The organism is Agrococcus sp. KRD186, from assembly GCF_017168255.1.
Taxonomy (GTDB): Bacteria; Actinomycetota; Actinomycetes; order Actinomycetales; family Microbacteriaceae; genus Agrococcus.
The window spans coordinates 408,490-431,891 of sequence record NZ_JABFAP010000001.1 but is presented as its reverse complement, the minus strand read 5'-3'; the positions used below and the strand labels follow the sequence as shown (position 1 = coordinate 431,891).

The window sequence follows — 23,402 nt, the reverse complement described above, 5'->3', positions numbered from 1 at the left end:
GCTACTCGGCAGCGCCGTCGGCGTCGCCCTCGTCGGTCTCGTCGAACAGCTTCGAGGCGCGCTGGCGGTCGAGCGCCGCCTCGACGAGGCCGCGGAAGAGCGGATGCGCGTGGTTGGGCCGGCTGCGCAGCTCCGGGTGCGCCTGGGTGGCGATGTAGAAGGGGTGGCCGGGCAGCTCGACGTACTCGACGAGCTTGTCGTCGGGCGAGGTGCCGGAGAAGGCCAGGCCCGCCGCCGCGATCTGCTCGCGGTAGGCGTTGTTGACCTCGTAGCGGTGGCGGTGGCGCTCGTGCGAGACCTCCGCGCCGTAGAGCCGTGCGGCCAGCGAGCCCTCGGCGAGCTTCGCCTCGTAGAGGCCCAGGCGCATGGTGCCGCCGAGGTCGCCGCCGTGGATGTGCTGCTCCTGCTCGGCCATCGTGGCGATCACCGGCGCGGGCGTCGCCTCGTCGAACTCGGTGGACGACGCGCCCTCGATGCCGGCCAGGTTGCGCGCGGCCTCGATCACCATGCACTGCAGGCCGAGGCAGATGCCGAGCGTGGGGATCTCGTTCTCGCGCGTGAACTTCAGCGCGCCGAGCTTGCCCTCGATGCCGCGGATGCCGAAGCCGCCGGGCACGACGATGCCGTCGAGCTCGCCGAGCGCCGCCGCGGCGCCCTCGGGCGTCTCGCAGTCGTCGGAGCGGATCCAGCGGATGTCGACCTTCGTCTGGTTGGCGAAGCCGCCGGCCTTGACCGCCTCGGTGACCGACAGGTACGCATCCGGCAGGTCGATGTACTTGCCGACCAGGCCGATCGTCACCTCGTGCTTCGGCTGGTGCACGGCGTCGAGCACCGGCTGCCAGTGCGACCAGTCGACGTCGCCAGCGGTGAGGCCCAGCTGCCGCATGATGTAGGCGTCGAGCTGCTGCTCGAACAGCGTCGTGGGGATGTCGTAGATCGAGGGCAGGTCGACGGTGTTGACGACTGCCTCCTCCTCGACGTCGCACATGAGCGCGATCTTCTTGCGGTTCGAGTCGCTCACCGGCCGGTCGCTGCGCAGCACGAGCGCGTCGGGCTGGATGCCGATCGAGCGCAGGGTCGCGACCGAGTGCTGCGTGGGCTTCGTCTTCTGCTCGCCGGAGGCGCCCAGGAACGGCACGAGCGAGACGTGCACGAAGAACACGTTCTGGCGGCCCAGCTCGTGGCGGATCTGCCGCGCCGACTCGATGAACGGCTGCGACTCGATGTCGCCGACCGTGCCGCCGATCTCGGTGATGATGACGTCGGGCTGCGGGTCCTGCTCGGCCTGCAGCCGCATGCGGCGCTTGATCTCGTCCGAGATGTGCGGGATGACCTGCACCGTGTCGCCGAGGTACTCGCCGCGGCGCTCGCGCTCGATCACGCGCGAGTAGATCTGGCCGGTGGTGACGTTCGCCGCCTGCGAGAGGTTCACGTCGAGGAAGCGCTCGTAGTGGCCGATGTCGAGGTCGGTCTCGGCGCCGTCGTCGGTGACGAACACCTCGCCGTGCTGGAACGGGTTCATCGTGCCCGGGTCGACGTTCAGGTACGGGTCGAGCTTCTGCATCACCACGTGCAGGCCGCGCGCGGTGAGCAGATTGCCGAGCGAGGCGGCGGTGAGGCCCTTGCCGAGGGAGGAGACGACACCTCCGGTGACGAAGATCTGCTTGGTCACCTTGGCCGCCGGCGCTGCGGGAGCGCTCCGGCCGGGGGTTTCCGTGGGCTGCTGGTCAGCGTCTGGCTGGGCGAGGTTCACGGGTTTCGAGCCTATCCCACCGCTCGCGCATCGGCGAGCAACTCACGGGCGTGCGCGAGGGCGGTGTCGGATGCGGTGCCCGAGAGCATGCGGGCGAGCTCGGCCAGGCGCTCCTCACCTTCGACCGCCGAGACCTGCGACGCCGTGATGCGACCGTCGGTGCCCTTCTCCACCCGCACATGGTGCTCGGCGAAGGCGGCGACCTGCGCGAGGTGGGTGACGACGATCACCTGGCAGTGCTCGGCGAGCTGCGCGAGACGGCGGCCGATCTCGATCGCCGCGGCTCCGCCGACGCCGGCGTCGACCTCGTCGAAGACCATGGTCGGCACGCTCTGCTCCGCCAGCGAACCCGCCGCGAGCGCCACTTCGAGCGCGAGCATGATGCGGCTGAGCTCGCCCCCGGAGGCGCCCTTCTGCACCGGCCGCGGTTCGGCGCCCGGATGCGGTGCGAGCAGCATCCTGATGCGGTCGTGGCCGCTCGCGCCCAGGGTCTCCGTCTGCGCGACCTCGATGACCAGCCGCGCGTTCGGCATCGCGAGCGCCCGCAGCTCGGCGCCGACGGCCTCCTCGAGCCGTCGGGCGGTGTCCTGCCTCAGCGCGCTCAGCCGGTCGGCGAGCGCGGTCGCGGCCGCCAGGCAGCGCTCCTCCTCGGCAGCCAGGCGGGCGAGCTCATCGTCGTCCCCGTCGAGCTCGACCAGCCGCAGCGCAGCCTGCGGGGCCGCCTCGAGCGCCACCTCGAGCGGTCGTCCGAGCCTGCGCTCGAGCCCCGACAGATCGGCGCGCCGATCCTGCACCTCGTCGAGGCTGCGCTCCGGGCGCTCCAGATCGTCCAGTGCCTTCACGATCGACGCGGAGGCCTCCTGCAGCAGCGCATCCGCCTGCACGAGCAGCTCCAGCGCCTCTGCGAGCGCCGGGTCATCGGTGGTCGCACGCTCGACCAACCGGCGCGCTGTCCCTGCGAGCGTCACTGCGTCAGGGGCGTCGTCGTCGCTCAGCAGCGCAGCGTGCGCGTCGGCGAGCTCCATCCGCAGCCCCTCGGAGTGCTCCAGCCGGTTCGCGATCGCGGCCAGCTCCTCCTGCTCCCCCGGCTGCGGGTCGAAGGCCTCGAGCTCCTCGAGCTCCGCACGCAGCGATGCGGCCTCGGCGGCTCGCGCATCATGCTCGGTGCGGATGCGCTCCGCAGCGTCGCGCGCATCGGTCCAGGCCGCGTGCTCACGGCGGTACGCGTTGAGCAGCTCGCCGAGCGGCGCCCCGGCGGCCCGGTCGAGCGCCGCCGCCTGGGCCTCGGCGGAGCGCAGCCGCTGCTGGTCGGCCTGCCCGTGCACCGCCACCAGACGGTCGGCGAGCTCGCGCAGCAGCCCCGCCGGCACCGCGGCGCCGCCGGCCTGCGCGCGCGAGCGCGCGGCGCCGTCCGGCCCGCGCGAGAGCGCGCGCCCGAGGATCAGCTCGCCGTCGTCGAGGCTGCCACCGGCATCCTCGACGAGAGCCACGGCATCCGCATCATCGACGAGCCAGACGCCCTGCACGGCGGCGCGCTCCTCCCCGGCGCGGATCACGCCGCCGTCGGTGCGCTCACCGCGCAGCAGCGCGAGCGCCTGCACGACCATCGTCTTCCCAGCGCCGGTCTCGCCGGTGATCGCGGTGAAGCCGGCGCCCAGCGGCACCCGCGCATCGTCGATCACGCCCAGTGAGCGGATCGTGAGCTCGTCGAGGCGCGTCACGGCCGCTTCCGCCGGAAGCCTTCGACGGGCAGGTGGAACTTCGCGACCAGCCGGTCGGAGAAGGGCGCGCGCGTCAGCCGCGCGAGCCGCAGCGGCCGGCCGTCGCGCGTGCCCTCGACGCGCGAGCCCGGAGGCAGCTCGAACGAGCGGCGCGAGTCGCACCACAGCACGGCGGCGCTGGTGGAGTCGTCGGCGATGGTCACCGACATCGTCGATGTCGGCGCGACCACCATGGGGCGGGTGAACAGCGCGTGGGCGCCCAGCGGCACCATCAGCAGCACCTCGGCGGTCGGCCAGACGATGGGGCCGCCGGCCGAGAACGAGTACGCCGTCGAGCCGGTCGGGGTGGCGAGGATGACGGCGTCGGTTCCGAACGACGAGATCGGCCGGTCGTCGATCTCGAGCAGCGTCGAGATCATGCGACCCGAGCCGGCCTTCTCGATCGCGGCCTCATTGATCGCCCAGGTCTCGTGCACCTGGCGGTCGCCGTCGAACACGCGCACGCACATCACCAGCCGGTGCTCGACCTCGTAGTCCGCCCGCAGCGCCCGCTCGACGACCTCATCGATATCGGCCATCTCTGCCTCGGCCAGGAAGCCGACGTGGCCGAGGTTGATGCCCAGCAGCGGCGCGTCGATGTCGCGCTGCAGCTCGGCGGCCCGCAGGATCGTGCCGTCGCCGCCGAGCGTGATGATCAGCTCGATCTCTGGGATGTCGGAGGGCTCGTACGGCTCCACCGCGTCGAGCCCCGAGCGGCCCTCGAGCAGCACACCGCGGTCGTCGGCGAGCACGACCGGCGTCACGCCGGCGGCCAGCAGCCGCGCCGCGATGCTCGCCGTCGTCTGCACCGCCTCGGCGCGCCCGGGGTGGAACGCGAGCAGGAACCTGCGAACGCTCACCGCGCCTCCTTCGACAGCCTGACGGACTCCTCCAGCCATTGTGTCGGATTCCCGCCCGCCGTCGCCGACAGGTGCGCGAGGTACTCGAGGTTGCCGCGCCCGCCGATGATGGGGCTGCCGATCAGCCCCGCGGTGCCCAGCCCCGCATCCCACGCCGCCCAGAGCACCTGCTCGATGGCCTGCGCGCGCAGCGTCGGGTCGGTCACGATGCCCTCGCGCACGCCCGTGCGGCCCACCTCGAACTGCGGCTTGATGAGCACCACCCAGTCGGCGTCGGGCGCGGCGACGCCGGTCAGCGGCCCGATCGCGAGCCCGAGCGAGATGAACGACAGGTCGGCGGTGATGATCGACGGCGCGGGCTCGATCGAGCCAGGTGCGAGCTCGCGCACGTTCTGCCCCTCGATGAGGGTGATGGGATGCGCGGCCACGTCGAGCTGGAACTGGCCGTGCCCGACGTCCAGCGCCGTCACGTGCGCGGCGCCGCGCGCGAGCAGCACCTGCGTGAAGCCGCCGGTGGAGGCGCCCGCGTCGAGCGCGTCGCGCCCGGAGGGATCGATGGCGAAGGCGTCGAGCGCGGCGAGCAGCTTGTGCGCCGCGCGTGAGACCCACGGATCGCCGCCTTCGACCGAGAGCTCGGCGTCGGGGCCGACCTTGTGGCTTGCCTTCACGACGGCATGCCCGTCGACCGACACGATCCCGGCAGCGATCTGCTGCTGCGCCTGCGTGCGACTGCGCGCGAGACCGCGCTCGACGAGCGCCTGGTCGAGCCGCAGCTGCATCGGCGCGCTGGCTGCCGGCTCAGCCACGCACGGCGCCCAGCTCGGCCTGCAGCTTGTCGTGGATGCGCGCGAGCTGCTCGGCGCGCTCCTCGAGCGGCTGCTGCTCGAGCAGGTCGAGCTCGTCGACGAGCCCATCGGTGGCGTGCTCGTCGGTGCCGCCTGCGTGCTGGCCGTGCGCTTCGGTCATGACAGCGAGGCTAGCGAATCGATGGCCGCCAGCTCGTCGGCGCGCGAGAGCCTGTGGGGAGCGGGCCGGTCCAGACCGAGCGCACGCTCGTCGGCGAGCACGGCCTCGAGGGTCTCCCGCAGCGGGCGGTGCGTGCCGCCGGCCGCGCGGTAGCGGTCGCTCGAGCGCTGCGCATGCGGGCCCAGCTCGGCCGGCAGCGTCAGCGGCAGTGCACGCGGCCCGGCCCAGTGCTCGATGCCGAGCGCGGCGAGCTGCTCGTCGCTCGCCCGCGCCAGCTCACCCGTGTGCCCGGCGATCTCCCGCGCGAGCGCGATGTGGTCGTGCAGCCCGCCCGCTGCTCCGACGGCGTTCACGATGTCGCTGTGCGTCGGCGCTTGCTCGACCAGGAAGTCCACCAGATCGCGCACGTCGATCGTCTGCGTCGGCTGGTCGCGCGCCGGCACGAGCACCGGATCGCCGCCCGCGAGCGCGAGCCGCGCCACCCAGTAGCCGAAGCGGCCGCTCTCGTCGCCCGGCCCGCCGATGAGCCCGGGCCGCACGATCGCGAGCCGCTCGCCCAGCCGCTCGCGTGCGACGCGCTCGATCCACGCCTTCGCGCCGCCGTACTCCTCACCGCTCACGTCCTCCGGCACCAGCTCGTCGTCCTCGGCGGCGCCGACGGGCGCTCCCTCCAGCCGCTGCGCCGAGACCGAGGAGACGAAGGTCCAGTGGCGCGCGCGATCGGCGAGCGCGTCGAGCGCTCCTGCCGCATGCGCCGGCAGCCGGGTGACGTCGACGACCTCGTCCCACTCCCCCGTGAGCCCGGCATACGCATCCGCTCGCTCCCGGTCGCCGACCACCAGCCGCGCCCCCTCAGAAGCGTCGCCGCCCTCGCCACGGGCGAGGCACGTCACGTCTGCCCCGCGCGCGAGGTGCGCCTGCGCGATGCGCCGGCCGAGCCATCGGGTGCCGCCGAGCACGAGCACGCGCCCGAGCGTTCGCTCACGTGTCATGCCGCAAGCAGACCACGTCGGCGCCGCCGGCTCCAGGTCGTTCGCCGTCGGCGCAGTCCAGCCGTTCGCTAGCGTCGTCCTGTGCCCTCCGTCCTCGCCGCGCCCCCGCCCGCCGGCACGCCGGTGCCGCCCGCGATCGCGCGGCTCGCCGAGCACCACCCGGTCGAGCTGGTCTGGCAGAACGAGACCGGTGGCATCACCGCCCGCATCGACCGCCCGAGCGGCTCGGTCTACGTCAAGTGGAGCCCGGCCGGCTCTGGCGAGTCGCTCGCAGACGAGGCAGAGCGGATGCGCTGGCTCGCCCAGGCGGGTTCGCTGACGGTGCCGAGGGTGGTCGCGCACGCCGCCGATGCAGCCGGCGCGACGCTCGTGACCGCCGCGATCGACGCGGCATCGATCGTCTCCGCCGCGGGGCTGCGCGATCCGGAGCGCGCGGCGGCCGCGCTCGGCGAAGGGCTGCGGCGCCTGCACGCTCTGCCGGTCGCCGGCTGCCCGTTCCCCGCCCCCGACTGGACCGCATCCGCCCTCGACCACGCATCGGCGATCGGCGGCACCGGTCCGGACGACCGGGTCGTCTGCCACGGCGACCCGTGCGCGCCGAACACGCTCATCGCCGACGGCCGCTTCGCGGGTCTGGTCGACCTCGGGCGCGTCGGCGTGGGCGACCGCTGGTCGGATCTCGCGATCGCCTCGTGGTCGCTGGAGTGGAACGGGCTCGCCGAGGCCGAGCCCGCCTTCTGGCGCGCCTACGGCATCGAGCGCGATGCCGTACGCGTCGCTCGCTGGCGGGCGCTGTGGGATCCGCCAGTCGACGACGACTGAGCAGCGTGGCTAGGGTCGACGACGACGACTGAGCAGCGCGGCTGCGATCGTCGACGACGACTGACCCGCGTCGCGGCCACCGCCGCTACAGCGCAAGCAGCTCGTCGGCGATGCGCAGGCCCAGCACGGGGCGGTCAGCGGTCCACACGGCGGCACAGGCGGCGCGGATCGTGTCGACCGGCCGCTCGCCCGCGCGCACGAGCGTGATGTCGATGCCGCTGCGGCGCACCGCCGCCTTGCCGACTTCGAAGTAGGTGTCGCCGGTCGAGCGCTCGAGCGTCTCCCGCAGCGGCGCGATGGGCTCGGTCAGCCCCCGCAGGTCCTCGATGATGTGATCGGGCCGCATCGACTCGTCGGCGCCGATGAGGTGCGCGCCGCGGTCGACGCCGGTGAGCACCATGATCGAGCGCATGCCCGCCCGGCGAGCACCGAGGATGTCGGTGTCGAGGCGGTCGCCCACCATCGCCGGTGCGGCGGCGGCGAAGCGCTCGGTCGCCACGTCGTACATGTGGCGCTCGGGCTTGCCTGCGAAGTCGGCGAGCCTGCCGACGGCGGTGTGCACCGCCGAGACGAGCGTGCCGTTGCCGGGCGCGATGCCGCCAGCGACCGGGATCGTCCAGTCGCCGTTGGTCGCCACCCACGGGATGCCGGTGTGGAGCGCGAACGAAGCCTCGGCGAGCTCTTGCCAGCCGACCGAGGGGTGGAAGCCCTGCACGACCGCCTTCGGCTGCTCGGCGGCGGTACGCACGACCTGCCAGCCGCGCGCCTCGACCTCGACGACGATGCCGGCGCCGCCGACCACGAGCACGCGGTCGCCCGGCTCGAGGTGCTGCGCGAGCAGCCGCATGGCCGCCTGCGGGCTGGTGACGACGTCATCGGCCGTGAGCTGCAGCCCGAACGACGAGAGGTGCTCCGCGACCTCGGCGTCCGTGCGCGAGGCGTTGTTCGTCAGGTACACCGGGCGGATGCCCGCGCCATTGATGCTCTCGACGGCGTGCGGGATGGCATCGGGTCCCTTGTAGACAACCCCATCGAGGTCGAGATACAGGCAGTCGACGCCGTCGATCGGCGTGGGCTCCGGCGGGGCGGCTTTGCGGAACAGTGCCATCAGCGCGCGCCTCCGTCGCGCTGGGTCTCCCCCGCTCCGTCCTGGCCGGCCTCGTCGGTGCCGGCGTCCTCGGTGCCGGCAGGCTCGATGAGGTCGTCCCCGAAGAGCGCATCGCCGAACAGCGCGTCGTGCTGCTCGTCAGCCGGTGCCTCAGCCGCAGCGTCGACCGGAGCATCGATGACCGAAGTCTCGGCCGTCGGCTCGGTGGCGTCGGGCAGCTCCGCGTCGGCGCTGTCGTCCGAGTTCGCGGAGCCAGCCTCGCCCTCAGGGACGTCCGCCGCCTCGACCATGGCCGACTCGGTCGAACCGAGTGCCGTCTCATGCGCCGCATCGTGCTGCGCAGACTCTGCGTCCTCCGCGCCATCGGGCTCGAGCTCAACGCCCTCATCCCCGACAGCGGCCTCGACGGGCTCGCCGCCTTCGGTGCTGATGCCGACGAACTCGAGCTCGCCCGGGGCCAGCGCGGCCTCGAGGGCATCGATCGCCCGGTCGGCGAGCGCGTACCACTCCGCAGCCTCGTCGTCGCGGCCGAGCTCTTCGAGCACGCCGGCGAAGCTCGCGAACAGCGCAGGGCTGTACTCGAACGCCTTGTCCTTGCGCAGCTCGGGGATCCGCAGCTCCTCGAGCGCGGCATCGGGCTGACCGAGATCGAGGCGCGCCCCCGACTTGACGATCGCCAGCTCGACCCGCACCGGGGTCTCCAAAGTGGATGCGTCCACAGACCGGGCGAGCTCCAGCGCCTTCTCGGGGCGGCCGAGTCCGCGCTCGCAGTCAGCCATCAGCGGCAGCTGGTCGTCGCGACCGGTGATGCGGCGGTAGGTGCGCAGCTCGCGCAGCGCCAGCGCGAAGTCGCCCAGCTGGTAGGCGGTGATCGCGAGCGTCTCGCGCACGACGCCGATGCGGCCGGCACGGCGGGCCGCCGTGAGTGCGTGCTGGTGCGCGAGCTCCGGATTCTCATCGATCAGCTGACCCGCCATCGCCATGTGCTTGGCGACGTACTCGGCGTTCTCTTTCGTGAGGGTCTTCAGCTGCGCACGCGCGCCGATGTCGAGATCCTCTGCCTGGATGTCGTCAGGCAGTTCGGGAGCGACGAAGTCGTCGTCGCGCACCTGCTTGAAGCTCTCGCCGGAGCCATCGCCACGGTGCTCGAAGTCACGCCCGGGGCGCGCTGCGTCACGCTGCGGCCCCTGGTTGCGCGTGCGCTGGTCGTCGCGGCGTGCCTGGTCGCCGCGGCCGTGCGGGCGAGCGCCGTCGCGCTGCGGACGGCTATCCCGCTGAGGGCGCTGGTCGCGGTCGCCGAAGCGCCGCTCGCCATCACGCGGCCTGCGGTCGCCGAACGGACGATCGCCATCCCGTGCTGCGCGACGGTCACCATCACGCGGAGGCCTGCGGTCACCATCGCGCTGCGGACGCTGGTCGCGGTCGCCGAAGCGCCGCTCACCGTCACGCTGCGGACGACGGTCACCGTCGCGCTGCGGCCGGTTGTCCCGATCGCCGAAGCGCCGCTCGCCATCACGAGCGGGCTTGCGGTCTCCGTCGCGCTGCGGACGCTGGTCGCGGTCACCGAAGCGTCGCTCGCCCTCGCGCTGCGGACGACGGTCACCGTCGCGCTGCGGCCGGTTGTCCCGATCGCCGAAGCGCCGGTCGCCATCACGCTGCGGACGCTGGTCACGATCGCCGAAGCGGCGCGCGCCATCGCGCTGGCTGCGATCGGCATTGCCCGAAGGGCGGCGGTCCCCATCGGGACGGTACCCGCGGTCGCCGGGGCGGAGCTTGCGCTCGCTCTCGCCGAAGCTGCGAGCGCCATCCCGCTGCGGACGCTGGTCACGATCGCCGAAGCGACGGTCGCCGTCACGCTGGGGCCGCTGGTCACGATCGCCGAAGCGACGGTCACCGTCACGTTGCGGCCGGCGGTCGCCGTCACGCGCGGGCTTGCGGTCGCGGTCCCCGAAGCGGCGGTCGCCGTCGCGCTGGGGACGGCGGTCACCGTCCCGCTTGGGTCGGCCTGCGTCACCGGAGTTGCGGCGGCGGTCGTCGTCGCGACCCGAACTGCTACGGTCTGCCTCGTCGTTCACGGCACGATCCTCTCCACCACGTCGGCGCTTGCACAACTGTAGGACAAATGAAAAAAGGGGCCCCAGAATAATCTGGGGCCCCTTTCCAAAAGAAGTCCGGCGGTGTCCTACTCTCCCACAGGGTCCCCCCTGCAGTACCATCGGCGCTGAGAGCCTTAGCTTCCGGGTTCGGAATGTGACCGGGCGTTTCCCTCTCGCTATGGCCGCCGAAACACTATTGATGTTTCGATCTGCACAGCTCTCCGCAATGAAGCGAAGGGCTGCGGTTCTCGACCGTACATCGAGAACCACAAAGTGGACGCGAGCAGCAAGCTCATATATATGTTATCAAGTCATCGGCTTATTAGTACCGGTCAGCTTCATGGGTCTTTAGTCCCCACTTCCACATCCGGCCTATCAACCCAGTAGTCTAGCTGGGAGCCTCTCGCCCGAAGGCACGGAAGTCTCATCTTGAGGCCGGCTTCCCGCTTAGATGCTTTCAGCGGTTATCCATCCCGAACGTAGCTAATCAGCGGTGCTCCTGGCGGAACAACTGACACACCAGAGGTTCGTCCAACCCGGTCCTCTCGTACTAGGGTCAGATCCTCTCAAACTTCCAACGCGCGCAGCGGATAGGGACCGAACTGTCTCACGACGTTCTAAACCCAGCTCGCGTGCCGCTTTAATGGGCGAACAGCCCAACCCTTGGGACCTACTCCAGCCCCAGGATGCGACGAGCCGACATCGAGGTGCCAAACCATGCCGTCGATATGGACTCTTGGGCAAGATCAGCCTGTTATCCCCGAGGTACCTTTTATCCGTTGAGCGACAGCGCTTCCACAAGCCACTGCCGGATCACTAGTCCCGACTTTCGTCCCTGCTCCAGTTGTCACTGTCACAGTCAAGCTCCCTTGTGCACTTACACTCGACACCTGATTACCAACCAGGTTGAGGGAACCTTTGGGCGCCTCCGTTACTTTTTGGGAGGCAACCGCCCCAGTTAAACTACCCACCAGGCACTGTCCCTGAACCGGATTACGGTTCGAAGTTAGATATCCAGAGTGACCAGAGTGGTATTTCAACATTGACTCCACCCGAACTAGCGTCCGAGCTTCACAGTCTCCCACCTATCCTACACAAGCCACACCGAACACCAATACCAAGCTGTAGTAAAGGTCACGGGGTCTTTCCGTCCTGCTGCGCGTAACGAGCATCTTTACTCGTAGTGCAATTTCGCCGAGTTCGCGGTTGAGACAGCTGGGAAGTCGTTACGCCATTCGTGCAGGTCGGAACTTACCCGACAAGGAATTTCGCTACCTTAGGATGGTTATAGTTACCACCGCCGTTTACTGGGGCTTAAATTCTGAGCTTCGCTTACGCTAACCCTTCCTCTTAACCTTCCAGCACCGGGCAGGCGTCAGTCCGTATACATCGACTTGCGTCTTCGCACGGACCTGTGTTTTTAGTAAACAGTCGCTTCCCACTGGTCTCTGCGGCCTTCGAACGCTCGGGAAGCAAGTTCCGTCACGCCTCAGGCCCCCCTTCTCCCGAAGTTACGGGGGCATTTTGCCGAGTTCCTTAACCACGATTCTCTCGATCTCCTTAGTATTCTCTACCTGACCACCTGAGTTGGTTTGGGGTACGGGTGACTAAAACCTCGCGTCGATGCTTTTCTTGGCAGCATAGGATCACAGACTTCCCTCTAGGGTTCGGCAAAGCTCTCAGGCTATGTGTGGGACGGATTTGCCTATCCCACGCCCTACGGCTTACCCGGACTCAACCATCGGCCCGGTTCTGTTACCTTCCTGCGTCACACCTGTTAATACGCTAGCCGCCCCAGCATAGGGTCGAGTGCTAGGCCAAGGACGTCACCCCGAAGGGATCGGTCCAAGGATTCGGACTCTTAGCATTACTGGTTTGGCTTGGGCGGTTTTTCGTCAGTTCAGGAGTATCAACCTGATGTCCATCGACTACGCCTGTCGGCCTCGCCTTAGGTCCCGACTTACCCAGGGAAGATTAGCTTGACCCTGGAACCCTTGGTCTTTCGGAGGACTGGTTTCTCGCCAGTCTTTCGCTACTCATGCCTGCATTCTCACTCGTGTAGCGTCCACGGCTGGATTACTCCGCCGCTTCACTCGCCACACGACGCTCTCCTACCAATCCGTACGCCTGGACAGCAAAGCTGCCGAGCTGTTGTACGAATTCCACGACTTCGGTGATGTGCTTGAGCCCCGTTAAATTGTCGGCGCAGAATCACTTGACCAGTGAGCTATTACGCACTCTTTCAAGGGTGGCTGCTTCTAAGCCAACCTCCTGGTTGTCTAAGCAACTCCACATCCTTTTCCACTTAGCACACGCTTAGGGACCTTAGTCGGTGGTCTGGGTTGTTTCCCTCTCGACGATGAAGCTTATCCCCCACCGTCTCACTGCTGCGCTCTCACTTACCGGCATTCGGAGTTTGGCTGACGTCAGTAACCTTTTGGGGCCCATCGGCCATCCAGTAGCTCTACCTCCGGCAAGAAACACGCAACGCTGCACCTAAATGCATTTCGGAGAGAACCAGCTATCACGAAGTTTGATTGGCCTTTCACCCCTATCCACAGCTCATCCCCTCAGTTTTCAACCTAAGTGGGTTCGGTCCTCCACGAGCTTTTACACTCGCTTCAACCTGGCCATGGATAGATCACTTCGCTTCGGGTCTAGGACATGCGACTGAATCGCCCTATTCAGACTCGCTTTCGCTACGGCTTCCCCACTCGGGTTAACCTCGCCACATATCGCTAACTCGCAGGCTCATTCTTCAAAAGGCACGCTGTCACGGCTACTAGGGCCGCTCCAACGGTTTGTAAGCAAACGGTTTCAGGTACTATTTCACTCCCCTCCCGGGGTACTTTTCACCTTTCCCTCACGGTACTTGTCCGCTATCGGTCATCTGGGAGTATTTAGGCTTACCAGGTGGTCCTGGCTGATTCACACGGGATTTCTCGGGCCCCGTGCTACTTGGGATGAACTTCGCGCCATTGCGCGGTTTCGGCTACGGGATTGTCACCCTCTGTGATGGACCTTTCCAAGTCCTTCGCCTACCGCGGTCTGTAACGCTTGCTGCTCGGCAGAGCAGCTGAAATGTCCCACAACCCCGATCGTGCAACGCCTGCCGGCTATCACACACGATCGGTTTAGCCTCTTCCGCGTTCGCTCGCCACTACTTACGGAATCACTGTTGTTTTCTCTTCCTGTGGGTACTGAGATGTTTCACTTCCCCACGTTCCCTCTACCCGCCCTATATATTCAGGCGGGAGTCACTGGGTCGGCACGCCGCCCAGCGGGGTTTCCCCATTCGGAGACCCTCGGATCAAAGCTCGTTTATCAGCTCCCCGAGGATTATCGCAGATTACTACGTCCTTCATCGGCTCCAGATGCCAAGGCATCCACCGTTTGCTCTTAGAAACTTGACCACATACATGAGTATTGGTTAATCGGCAGCCCGAAGGCTGCTGACCAATGATCTATTAATAGATCTTGTGATCCGAGCCGAAGCTCGAATCTAAGATGCTCGCGTCCACTGTGTAGTTCTCAACTTACGGTCGGTACCGACGACTTCAGCGCATGTGCGCTTTCAGCCGGCCGGTCCGAGGGTTCTTCAGACGCCAAAAGGCGCCGTCCGGTCCCTCAGGACCCAACAGCGTGCATGCACCCGATCTCCCGTGCCCGACTGTTCCAGACTGCTTGCGCAGCCGTACTGGTTCGGACTCGATCGTTCGAGTGCCAATGTCAATGTTCCACCCATGAGCTGACCACCGGTCGACGTATGCGACCGAAGTGGCTCTGCGCCGGCTGTGCCGGCGAGATGCTCCTTAGAAAGGAGGTGATCCAGCCGCACCTTCCGGTACGGCTACCTTGTTACGACTTAGTCCTAATTACCGATCCCACCTTCGACGGCTCCCTCCAAAAGGTTAGGCCACCGGCTTCGGGTGTTACCGACTTTCATGACTTGACGGGCGGTGTGTACAAGGCCCGGGAACGTATTCACCGTAGCGTTGCTGATCTACGATTACTAGCGACTCCGACTTCATGGGGTCGAGTTGCAGACCCCAATCCGAACTGAGACCGGCTTTTTGGGATTCGCTCCACCTTGCGGTATCGCAGCCCATTGTACCGGCCATTGTAGCATGCGTGAAGCCCAAGACATAAGGGGCATGATGATTTGACCTCATCCCCACCTTCCTCCGAGTTGACCCCGGCAGTATCCCATGAGTTCCCACCATTACGTGCTGGCAACATAGGACGAGGGTTGCGCTCGTTGCGGGACTTAACCCAACATCTCACGACACGAGCTGACGACAACCATGCACCACCTGTATACGAGTGTCCAAAGAGTTCGCTGTCTCCAGCGCGTTCTCGTATATGTCAAGCCTTGGTAAGGTTCTTCGCGTTGCATCGAATTAATCCGCATGCTCCGCCGCTTGTGCGGGCCCCCGTCAATTCCTTTGAGTTTTAGCCTTGCGGCCGTACTCCCCAGGCGGGGAACTTAATGCGTTAGCTACGACACGGAGACCGTGGAATGGTCCCCACATCTAGTTCCCAACGTTTACGGCATGGACTACCAGGGTATCTAAGCCTGTTTGCTCCCCATGCTTTCGCTCCTCAGCGTCAGTAACGGCCCAGAGATCTGCCTTCGCCATCGGTGTTCCTCCTGATATCTGCGCATTCCACCGCTACACCAGGAATTCCAATCTCCCCTACCGCACTCTAGTCTGCCCGTACCCACTGCAAGCCCGAGGTTGAGCCTCGGGATTTCACAGCAGACGTGACAAACCGCCTACGAGCTCTTTACGCCCAATAATTCCGGACAACGCTTGCACCCTACGTATTACCGCGGCTGCTGGCACGTAGTTAGCCGGTGCTTTTTCTGCAGGTACCGTCACTTTCGCTTCTTCCCTGCTAAAAGAGGTTTACAACCCGAAGGCCGTCGTCCCTCACGCGGCGTTGCTGCATCAGGCTTGCGCCCATTGTGCAATATTCCCCACTGCTGCCTCCCGTAGGAGTCTGGGCCGTGTCTCAGTCCCAGTGTGGCCGGTCACCCTCTCAGGCCGGCTACCCGTCGTCGTCTTGGTGAGCCATTACCTCACCAACTAACTGATAGGCCGTGAGCTGATCCTTGACCGAAGTTCTTTCCACCTTCAGGAGATGCCTCCGAAGGTCGTATCCGGTATTAGACGCCGTTTCCAGCGCTTATTCCAGAGTCAAGGGCACATTGCTCACGTGTTACTCACCCGTTCGCCACTAATCCAGAGGAGCAAGCTCCTCTTTCATCGTTCGACTTGCATGTGTTAAGCACGCCGCCAGCGTTCGTCCTGAGCCAGGATCAAACTCTCCGTAAAGAATTTTGCGTACCAAACCGGGGAAAGCCGGATGGCAGCGAGTTTGATGCTGACAAAATAGACTGTCTACTGACAATCTGTCTTATCCAAAGGAATCGTTCTGCCTAAAAGGCAGGACGAGTTAATATTTTGGCATTTGACATTGTGCACGCTGTTGAGTTCTCAAGGATCGGACGCTCTCGCGCTTTCCCTTCCGGGTCTGCGTCGAGGCAACTTCTCAATCATAACCACTTCTCGGAGAGTGTCAATTCGACACGCCGTGCGGAGTTTGACTCCCACCGGACTCGCAGTTGAGTTCCGGATCGTGGCAACCTGTCTAGGTTACACGTTCCGGAGTGACTGTCAAGTCGGCTTCTGCCTGACTCGCAGTCAAGTCCCGGTTTGTGGCAACCTGTCTAGGTTACACGCTCCGGAGTGACTGTCAAGTCGGCGTGTCGCGCTGGCCGGCCGCCGTAGCTGCCGTCCGTGCGCTCCGCACGTTCATCGTTGAAGTGGATTGTCACCATACTCGCGTTTCGGCCCAACACGCAAATTGCGTGGTGCCTCACGGCGAGGAGGTGGTCCCTCTTGATCCGCTGGCCTCTCGGCTCTGCGTCTTTGGGGTGACAGGTAGAAACATTACATGGACGCTGGCCCCAGGGCACAAAACGCCAGCATCCCGGGCGTGTCGCTCAGTGTTTCAGCGGAAAACGAGAACGGGGGGCCCGTAGGCCCCCCGTTCTCACTCCCTCGTCCAGCACGCCGTCGATGCATCAGACGCCGGTGTCGATGCCGGCCAGTGTCTTCTTGCCGCGGCGCAGCACCGCGAACCTGCCGTGCAGCAGCCGCCCTTCCAGCGTCGCGGCGGCATCGTCGATGCGCTCGTTGTTGACGCTCACCCCACCCTGGGCGATCGCGCGCCGGGCATCGGAGAGCGTGTCGACCAGACCGGTCTCCTGCAGCAGCTGCAGCACCGGCGCATCCGGCGTCGCCGTCGCGTGCTTGTCGAGCGACGCGACCGCCGCAGCGAGGGTCGACGCGTCGAGCGCGGTCAGGTCACCGGAGCCGAACAGCGCCTGCGAGGCATCGATCGCCTGCTGCGTCGCCTCGACCCCGTGGATGAACGACGTCGCCTGGATCGCGAGCTCCTTCTGCGCTTCCCGGCGGAAGGGTGCGTCGGCCGTCGCCCGCGCGAGCTCATCGATGCGGCTGGAGGGCAGGAACGTGAACGACTTCAGCAACTGCACGACGATCGCGTCGTCCTGGTTGAGCCAGAACTGGTACATCGCGTAGGGCGTGGTGAGGTTGGCGTCGAGCCAGACCGCGTTGCCCTCGCTCTTGCCGAACTTCTTGCCGTCGGCGTCGGTGATCAGCGGCGTGCCGATCGCATGGGCGTGCACGCCCTCCGCCTTCCGCACCAGCTCGGTGCCGGCGGTCAGGTTGCCCCACTGGTCGCTGCCGCCGGTCTGCATGATGCAGCCGTAGCGCCGGTGGAGCTCGAGGAAATCCATGCCCTGCAGCACCTGGTAGCTGAACTCGGCGTAGGAGATGCCCTCATCGGACTCCATGCGCGAGGCGACCGCGTCCTTCTTCAGCATCGTGCCGACGCGGAAATGCTTGCCGATCTCGCGCAGGAAGTCGACGGTCGACAGCGGCGCCGTCCAGTCGAGGTTGTTCACCAGCTGCACGGGGTTGTCACCCTCGGCCGAGAGGAAGCGCAGCATCTGGTCGCCGAGGTAGGTCACCCACTCGGCGACGGTCTCGCGCTCGTTGAGCTGCCGCTCGCTGGTGGGCTTGGGGTCGCCGATCAGACCGGTCGATCCGCCCACCAGCGCCAGCGGCCGGTGCCCGGCCAGCTGCAGGCGGCGCATGACGATCAGCTGCGCGAGGTTGCCCAGGTGCAGGCTCGGCGCCGTGGGGTCGAAGCCGCAGTAGAAGGTGATCGGATCGCCGCCGAGCGCGGTCTCGAGGGCCTCGGCGTCAGTGGAGACGTGCACGCTGCCGCGGTACTGGAGCTCGTCCCAGACATTGCTGAATGCCGGGTCGAGCTGGATGGGCGCGGTTTCGATCACCTGCACGAATCTACCCGAGGAGTCGTTCGCCGAGCGCCGCCAGGCGGGCGTCCAGCGCGCGCCGCTGCTCGGCGACCGCCGAGCCGGCGGTGCCGCCGATGCCGGAGCGCGCCGCGATCGCGCCGTCGACGGTGAGCACCTCGCGCACCTCGGGCGTCAGGTGCTCCGAGACCGATCGGTAGTCCTCGTCGCTCGCCTCGTCGAGCTCGATGCCGCGCTGCTCGCACAGCCGCACCAGCGCGCCCGAGATCTCATGCGCGTCACGGAACGGCACCCGCCGCTTCACCAGCCATTCCGCCACGTCGGTCGCGAGCGCGTAGCCGGCGGCGGCACCCGAACGCATCCGCTCTTCGTCGAAGTCGAGCGTGGCGACCATGCCGGCGAAGGCGGGCAGCAGCACCTGCAGCTGGTCGACCGCGTCGAAGACGGGCTCCTTGTCCTCCTGCAGGTCGCGGTTGTAGGCCAGCGGCAGCGCCTTCAGCGTCGCGAGCAGACCGGCGTGATCGCCGATCAGGCGGCCCGCCTTGCCGCGCGCGAGCTCGGCGATGTCGGGGTTCTTCTTCTGCGGCATGATCGACGAGCCCGTGGAGAAGCCGTCGTGCAGGCGGGCGAAGCCGACGTCGCGGGTCGACCAGAAGATGACCTCCTCGGCCAGTCGCGAGAGGTCGATCGCCGTCATCGTCAGCACGAACGTGAGCTCGGCGACCACGTCGCGGGCGGCAGTCGCATCGATCGAGTTGGGGCTGGGTGATGCCAAGCCCAGCTCGCGCGCGACCAGCGCCGGGTCGAGGCCGAGGGTCGAGCCGGCGAGAGCCCCGGCGCCGTAGGGCGACTCCCCCGCGCGCACCCGCCAGTCGGCGAGCCGCTCGAGGTCGCGCAGCAGCGGCCAGGCGTGCGCGAGCAGGTGGTGCGAGAGCAGCACCGGCTGCGCGTGCTGCAGGTGGGTGCGACCGGGCATCGGCGCATCCGGGTGGGCGTCGGCCTGCATGCGGAGCGCCTCGATCACCGCGCGGATGCCGCGGGCGACCTCCTCGGTCTCCTCCAGCATCCACACCCGTACGAGGGTGGCGATCTGGTCGTTGCGCGAGCGGCCGGCGCGCAGCCTGCCGCCCAGCTCGGCACCGGCGATCTCGATCAGGCCGCGCTCGAGCGCGCCGTGCACATCCTCGTCGGACTCCGCCGCGACGAAGGCACCCGTGCGCACACGATCGCTCAGCTCGTCGAGGGCGGCGCGCATGGCTGCCAGCTGCTCGTCGTCGAGGAGCCCGGCGGCGTGCAGCGCGACGGCGTGCGCCTTCGAGCCGCGGATGTCGAGCTGCGCGAGCCGCCAGTCGAACTGGGTCGACTTCGACAGCCGTGCCATCTCGGGGCTCGGGCCGGAGGCGAAGCGGCCGCCCCAGAGCGAGCCCTCGTTGGTGCCGTGCTGCTCGGTGCCGGTCGACTCGGTGCCGTTCGACTCGGTGCCGTTCGACTCGGTGCCGTGCTGCTCGGCGCTCACGCGTCGGCCTTCTCGAGCAGCCAGGCGAGCAGCGCCTTCTGCGCGTGCAGGCGGTTCTCGGCCTCGTCCCAGATGATCGACTGCGGTCCGTCGATGACGTCGGCGGTCACCTCGAAGCCCCGGTCGGCGGGCAGGCAGTGCATGAAGACCGCATCCGGCTTCGCTTGATCCATCAGGGCCTGATCGACCTTGAATCCGCCGAACGTGGCGACCCGCTCGGCCTTCTCGTCCTCCTTGCCCATCGAGACCCAGGTGTCGGTGACGACGATGTCGGCACCGGCGACGGCCTCGGATGCGCTGCTCACCACGGTCGCGCTGCCGCCGGTCTCGCTTGCGATGCGCTGGGCGTCGGCCACGACGGCCGGCTCGGGCGAGTGCTCGGCCGGCGAGCCCACGCGCACGTGCATGCCCGCGGTCGCGCACGCGAGCAGGTAGGACTGCCCCATGTTCGAGCGGCCGTCGCCGACGAAGGCGACCGTGAGCCCGGCGAGCTCGCCCTTGTGCTCCTGCATGGTGAGCAGGTCGGCGAGCAGCTGGCAGGGGTGGAAGTCGTCCGAGAGCGCGTTGACGACCGGCACCGTGGTGCCAGCGGCCATCTCCTCGAGCCCCGCCTGCGCGTAAGTGCGCCAGACGATCGCTGCCACCTGCCGCTCGAGCACGCGCGCGGTGTCGGCGGCGGTCTCCTTGCCGCCCAGCTGGCTCGAGGCGGTGGAGATGATCAGCGGCGAGCCGCCCAGGTCGCTGATGCCGACGTGGAAGGAGACGCGCGTGCGAGTCGAGGACTTGTCGAAGATGACCGCGACCGACTTCGGCCCCGCGAGCGGGCGCTCGGCCCAGCGGTCGCGCTTCATCCGCACGGCGCGCTCGAGCACCTCGCGCTGCTCGGCGGGGCTGAGGTCGTCGTCGCGGAGGAAATGGCGCGTCATGGGTGCTCCCTGTCGGAGGGGGTGAGGACGGTGCCGGATGCGGCGGTGTCGGATGCGGTGGTGCCGGATGCGCGCACGACTTCGGTGCCGGAGCCCGCGGTCGTGAAGATCTCGGTGAGGATCGAGTGGGGCGAGCGGCCGTCGATGATGGCCGCCTTCGGCACGCCCGCGCGCACCGCGCTCAAGCACGCCTGCATCTTGGGGATCATGCCCGACTCGAGGCTCGGCAGCAGCGCCTCGAGCTCCGTGTCGGTGATCTCGCTGATGAGCGAGTCGCGGTCGGGCCAGTCGCGGTAGAGGCCCTCGACGTCGGTGAGGATGACGAGCTTCTGCGCGCCGAGCGCGGCCGCCAGGGCCGCGGCAGCCGCATCCGCATTCACGTTCAACGACTCCCCCGGCGCGTCGCCATCGGGGGCGATCGACGAGACCACCGGGATCAGGCCCGCCTCCAGCAGCCGCAGCACAGGAGCCGGGTCGACGGCGATCACGTCGCCCACCTGGCCGAGGTCTTGCATCTCGCCGTCGACGACGGTGCCGCGCCGGCGGCCGGTGAACAGCCCCGCGTCCTCGCCCGAGAGCGTCGCCGCGAGCGGCCCGTGCCGGTTGATGAGCGAGACGAGCGTGCGCGCCACCTGGCCGGTGAGCACCATGCGCACGACGTCCATCGCCGCGCGGCTGGTGACCCGGTAGCCGCCGCGGAACTCGCTCTCGATGCCGTGGATGCGCAGCGCCTCGTTGATCTGCGGGCCGCCGCCGTGCACGACCACCGGCTGGATGCCGACGTGGCGCAGGTAGACCATGTCCTCGGCGAAGGCGCGCTGCAGCTCATCGCTCACCATGGCGTTGCCGCCGTACTTGACGACGATCGTCGCGCCGCGGAACCGCTCGAGCCACGGCAGCGACTCGATGAGCGTCTCGGCCTTGCGGGCGGCGTCGGCCGCGCGGTCTGCATCGCCCATGGCGCTAGCTCGCATATGCGGAGTTCTCGTGCACGTAGTCGTGGGTGAGGTCATTGGTGCGGATGCTCGCGGTCGCGTCACCGGCGAAGAGGTCGATGACGATGTGGGTCGCGCGGGGCGCCAGGTCGACCTCCTCGCGCGGGCGGTCGGGCTCTCCCGCGTGGCAGAGCCGCACGCCGTTGAAGGAGACGTCGACCGCGTACGGGTCGAAGGCCGCATCGGTGGTGCCGATCGCGGCGAGCACGCGGCCCCAGTTGGGGTCGTTGCCGAAGATCGCCGCCTTGAACAGGTTGGAGCGGGCGACCGAGCGGGCGACCACCACGGCCTCGTCCTCGCTCGCGGCCTGGCGCACCTCGATGGTGATGTCGTGGCTGGCGCCCTCGGCGTCGAGCTGCAGCTGCTGGGCGAGGTCGTCGCAGACCTGCGTCACCGCGGCGGTGAGCCCGGCCTCGTCGGCGGTGGCGCCCGAGGCGCCGCTCGCCAGCAGCAGCACGGTGTCGTTGGTGGACATGCAGCCGTCGGAGTCGAGCCGGTCGAAGGTGACGCGGGTCGCGGCGCGCAGCGCCCGGTCGAGCACGTCGGCATCGGCGACCGCGTCGGTGGTGAGCACGACCAGCATGGTCGCCAGGCCCGGCGCGAGCATCCCGGCGCCCTTGGCCATGCCGCCGACGGTGTACCCGTCGCCGGTCGCCGGGTCCGCGCCGTGGGCGATCGCCTGCTTGGGCACCGAGTCGGTGGTCATGATCGCCTGCGCGGCCCGCAGCGCGGCCGCGTCGTCCGCACTGTCGTGCGCCAGCGCATCCGCACACCCCTCGACGCCCGCGAGCACGCCCTGGCGGAAGGTCTCGTCGCCGACGCCGATCAGGCCGGTCGAGCACACCTGCACCTCGATCGCGCCGATGCCCAGGCGCTCGGCGACGCGCTCGGCGGTCTGGTGGGTGGTCTGGAAACCGAACGCGCCCGTGAAGCAGTTGGCGCCGCCGGAGTTGAGGATGACGGCGCGGGCGCTGCCGCCGGCGAGCGCCTGCTCGCTCCACAGCACCGGGTTGGCCTTGGCGCGGTTGGAGGTGAACACGCCGGCGGCATCGGAGCGCGGGCCGTCGTTGACGATCAGCGCCACGTCGAGCGCGCCGGTCGACTTCAGCCCGGCGGCGACGCCCGCGGCGCGGAAGCCCGCCGCGGCGGTGACGCTCACGGGGCGAGCCCGTCGACCGAGAGGCCGAGCTGCTCGTCGAAGCCGAGCGCGATGTTCGCCGACTGCACGGCGGCACCGGCGGTGCCCTTGCCGAGGTTGTCGATCGCGGCGATCACGACCACGCGGCCGGCCGCCTCGTCGAGGCCGACGCCGAGGTGCACCGAGTTCGAGCCCAGCACGTCGGCGGTGCGCGGGTAGCTGCCGGCGTCGGTGATGTGGATGAAGGTCTCGTCGCCGTAGGCGGTCAGCCACGCCGAGCGCACCTGCTCGGCGGTCGCATCGCCCACGAGCGGCGCGGTGACGGTCGCGAGGATGCCGCGTGACATGGGCACCAGCACCGGCGTGAAGGAGTGACGGATGTCGCTGCCGCCGGCGGTGCGCAGGTTCTGCGCGATCTCGGGCAGGTGCCGGTGGGTGCCGCCGACCCCGTACGGCGTGGCGGAGCCGGTGAGCTCTGCCGCCAGCAGATGGGTCTTGGCGGCGCGGCCGGCGCCGGAGGAACCGACGGCGAGCACCGAGGTGATCGCGGTCGTGTCGATGAGGCCGGCCGCGACGCCCGGCGCGAGCGCGAGCGTGACGGCCGTGGCGTTGCAGCCGGGCACGGCGATGCGGCGGGCGGCGCGCAGCTCGCGGCGCTGCCGGCCGCCGTCGGCGAGGATGAGCTCTGGCATGCCGTAGGGCCAGGTGCCGGCGTGCTCGGTGCCGTAGTACTGCTGCCACTCCTCGGCGCGCTCGAGCCGGTGGTCGGCGCCGGCGTCGACGACGAGCGTCGACTCGGGCAGCTGCGCGGCGATCGCCGCCGAGTGCCCGTGCGGCAGTGCCAGGAAGACCACGTCGTGCCCGGCGAGCACCTCGGGCGTCGTCTCCTGGAACGTCAGCGATGCGAGGGAGCGCAGGTTCGGGTGCACGGCGACGAGGGGCTGCCCGGCGTTCGAGTGCGCGGTGACCGTGCGCACCTCCAGCTCGGGGTGCTGCGCGAGCAGCCGCAGGAGCTCGCCACCCGCGTACCCGCTCGCGCCTGCGACGGCGACGGAGAGGCTCATGCGTCCAGGCTACTCGGCCGCCGATCCCCGGGAC

16 protein-coding genes and 3 rRNA genes are annotated in these 23,402 nt (G+C 68.2%); 2 read left to right on the top strand and 17 right to left on the bottom strand.

The features are described 5' to 3' along the window. Position 1 precedes the first annotated feature (1 nt). The 6 genes from J1M46_RS02185 to J1M46_RS02160 form a co-directional block, all read right to left on the bottom strand. Positions 2-1,672 carry a CTP synthase gene (locus tag J1M46_RS02185; RefSeq protein ID WP_206446329.1) on the bottom strand — a complete coding sequence of 557 codons (1,671 nt, stop codon included), beginning with the start codon at positions 1,670-1,672 and terminating at the stop codon, positions 2-4. A gap of 92 nt (positions 1,673-1,764) precedes the next feature. Then, a complete protein-coding gene (recN, locus tag J1M46_RS02180) occupies positions 1,765-3,474 on the bottom strand; it encodes a DNA repair protein RecN (RefSeq protein ID WP_206446328.1) in 1,710 nt (569 codons plus the stop codon). Next, positions 3,471-4,373: an NAD kinase gene (locus J1M46_RS02175; protein ID WP_342384230.1), complete on the bottom strand. Its 903-nt coding sequence runs from the start codon at positions 4,371-4,373 to the stop codon at positions 3,471-3,473. Before J1M46_RS02175 ends, recN begins: the two co-directional genes overlap by 4 nt. Next, entirely contained in the window at positions 4,370-5,152 is a 783-nt protein-coding gene (locus tag J1M46_RS02170) for a TlyA family RNA methyltransferase (RefSeq protein ID WP_206448531.1), read from the bottom strand. Before J1M46_RS02170 ends, J1M46_RS02175 begins: the two co-directional genes overlap by 4 nt. 19 nt (positions 5,153-5,171) lie before the next feature. After that, positions 5,172-5,339: a hypothetical protein gene (locus tag J1M46_RS02165; protein WP_206446326.1), complete on the bottom strand. Its 168-nt coding sequence runs from the start codon at positions 5,337-5,339 to the stop codon at positions 5,172-5,174. Then, positions 5,336-6,331 (bottom strand): NAD-dependent epimerase/dehydratase family protein, encoded by a 996-nt coding sequence (locus J1M46_RS02160; protein WP_206446325.1) that lies wholly within the window; start codon positions 6,329-6,331, stop codon positions 5,336-5,338. Before J1M46_RS02160 ends, J1M46_RS02165 begins: the two co-directional genes overlap by 4 nt. An 81-nt stretch (positions 6,332-6,412) precedes the next feature. On the opposite strand from J1M46_RS02160, the gene J1M46_RS02155 reads away from it, so the two are divergent. Continuing rightward, positions 6,413-7,153 carry a phosphotransferase gene (locus J1M46_RS02155; RefSeq protein WP_206446324.1) on the top strand — a complete coding sequence of 247 codons (741 nt, stop codon included), beginning with the start codon at positions 6,413-6,415 and terminating at the stop codon, positions 7,151-7,153. 85 nt (positions 7,154-7,238) lie between these two features. Here the strand turns inward: J1M46_RS02155 and J1M46_RS02150 are convergent, their stop codons facing one another. Continuing rightward, on the bottom strand, positions 7,239-8,261 hold the full coding sequence (locus J1M46_RS02150; RefSeq protein ID WP_206446323.1) for an HAD-IIA family hydrolase: 1,023 nt from the start codon (positions 8,259-8,261) through the stop codon (positions 7,239-7,241). After that, complete coding sequence (locus J1M46_RS02145) at positions 8,261-9,238, bottom strand: hypothetical protein (RefSeq protein ID WP_241248980.1); 978 nt, start codon at positions 9,236-9,238, stop codon at positions 8,261-8,263. The genes J1M46_RS02150 and J1M46_RS02145 overlap by 1 nt, the downstream gene beginning before the upstream one ends. On the opposite strand from J1M46_RS02145, the gene J1M46_RS02140 reads away from it, so the two are divergent. After that, positions 9,191-10,378 carry a hypothetical protein gene (locus tag J1M46_RS02140; protein WP_206448761.1) on the top strand — a complete coding sequence of 396 codons (1,188 nt, stop codon included), beginning with the start codon at positions 9,191-9,193 and terminating at the stop codon, positions 10,376-10,378. The genes J1M46_RS02145 and J1M46_RS02140 overlap by 48 nt on opposite strands. A gap of 52 nt (positions 10,379-10,430) precedes the next feature. On the opposite strand, the gene rrf is transcribed toward J1M46_RS02140, so the two are convergent. From rrf to argC, 9 genes are all read right to left on the bottom strand, one after another. Beyond that, a 5S ribosomal RNA gene (rrf, locus tag J1M46_RS02135) occupies positions 10,431-10,547 on the bottom strand. A 112-nt stretch (positions 10,548-10,659) separates the two neighbouring features. Next, positions 10,660-13,770: ribosomal RNA gene (locus J1M46_RS02130) — 23S ribosomal RNA — on the bottom strand. A gap of 403 nt (positions 13,771-14,173) precedes the next feature. Beyond that, positions 14,174-15,696 (bottom strand): 16S ribosomal RNA (locus J1M46_RS02125). Together the 16S, 23S and 5S rRNA genes form the textbook arrangement of a ribosomal RNA operon. A 752-nt stretch (positions 15,697-16,448) precedes the next feature. Continuing rightward, positions 16,449-17,747 carry a tyrosine--tRNA ligase gene (gene tyrS, locus J1M46_RS02120; protein ID WP_342384229.1) on the bottom strand — a complete coding sequence of 433 codons (1,299 nt, stop codon included), beginning with the start codon at positions 17,745-17,747 and terminating at the stop codon, positions 16,449-16,451. Positions 17,748-17,757: 10 nt separating this feature from the next. Beyond that, positions 17,758-19,245 (bottom strand): argininosuccinate lyase, encoded by a 1,488-nt coding sequence (argH, locus tag J1M46_RS02115; RefSeq protein ID WP_342384228.1) that lies wholly within the window; start codon positions 19,243-19,245, stop codon positions 17,758-17,760. Further along, positions 19,242-20,171: an ornithine carbamoyltransferase gene (argF, locus tag J1M46_RS02110; protein ID WP_206446321.1), complete on the bottom strand. Its 930-nt coding sequence runs from the start codon at positions 20,169-20,171 to the stop codon at positions 19,242-19,244. Before argF ends, argH begins: the two co-directional genes overlap by 4 nt. Next, complete coding sequence (gene argB, locus J1M46_RS02105) at positions 20,168-21,145, bottom strand: acetylglutamate kinase (RefSeq protein WP_206446320.1); 978 nt, start codon at positions 21,143-21,145, stop codon at positions 20,168-20,170. Before argB ends, argF begins: the two co-directional genes overlap by 4 nt. Then, the gene (gene argJ, locus J1M46_RS02100) at positions 21,135-22,325 is read right to left on the bottom strand and encodes a bifunctional glutamate N-acetyltransferase/amino-acid acetyltransferase ArgJ (protein ID WP_206446319.1); all 1,191 of its coding nucleotides are present in this window, start codon (positions 22,323-22,325) and stop codon (positions 21,135-21,137) included. The genes argB and argJ overlap by 11 nt, the downstream gene beginning before the upstream one ends. Next, the gene (argC, locus tag J1M46_RS02095) at positions 22,322-23,368 is read right to left on the bottom strand and encodes an N-acetyl-gamma-glutamyl-phosphate reductase (RefSeq protein WP_206446318.1); all 1,047 of its coding nucleotides are present in this window, start codon (positions 23,366-23,368) and stop codon (positions 22,322-22,324) included. Before argC ends, argJ begins: the two co-directional genes overlap by 4 nt. Positions 23,369-23,402: the final 34 nt, after the last annotated feature.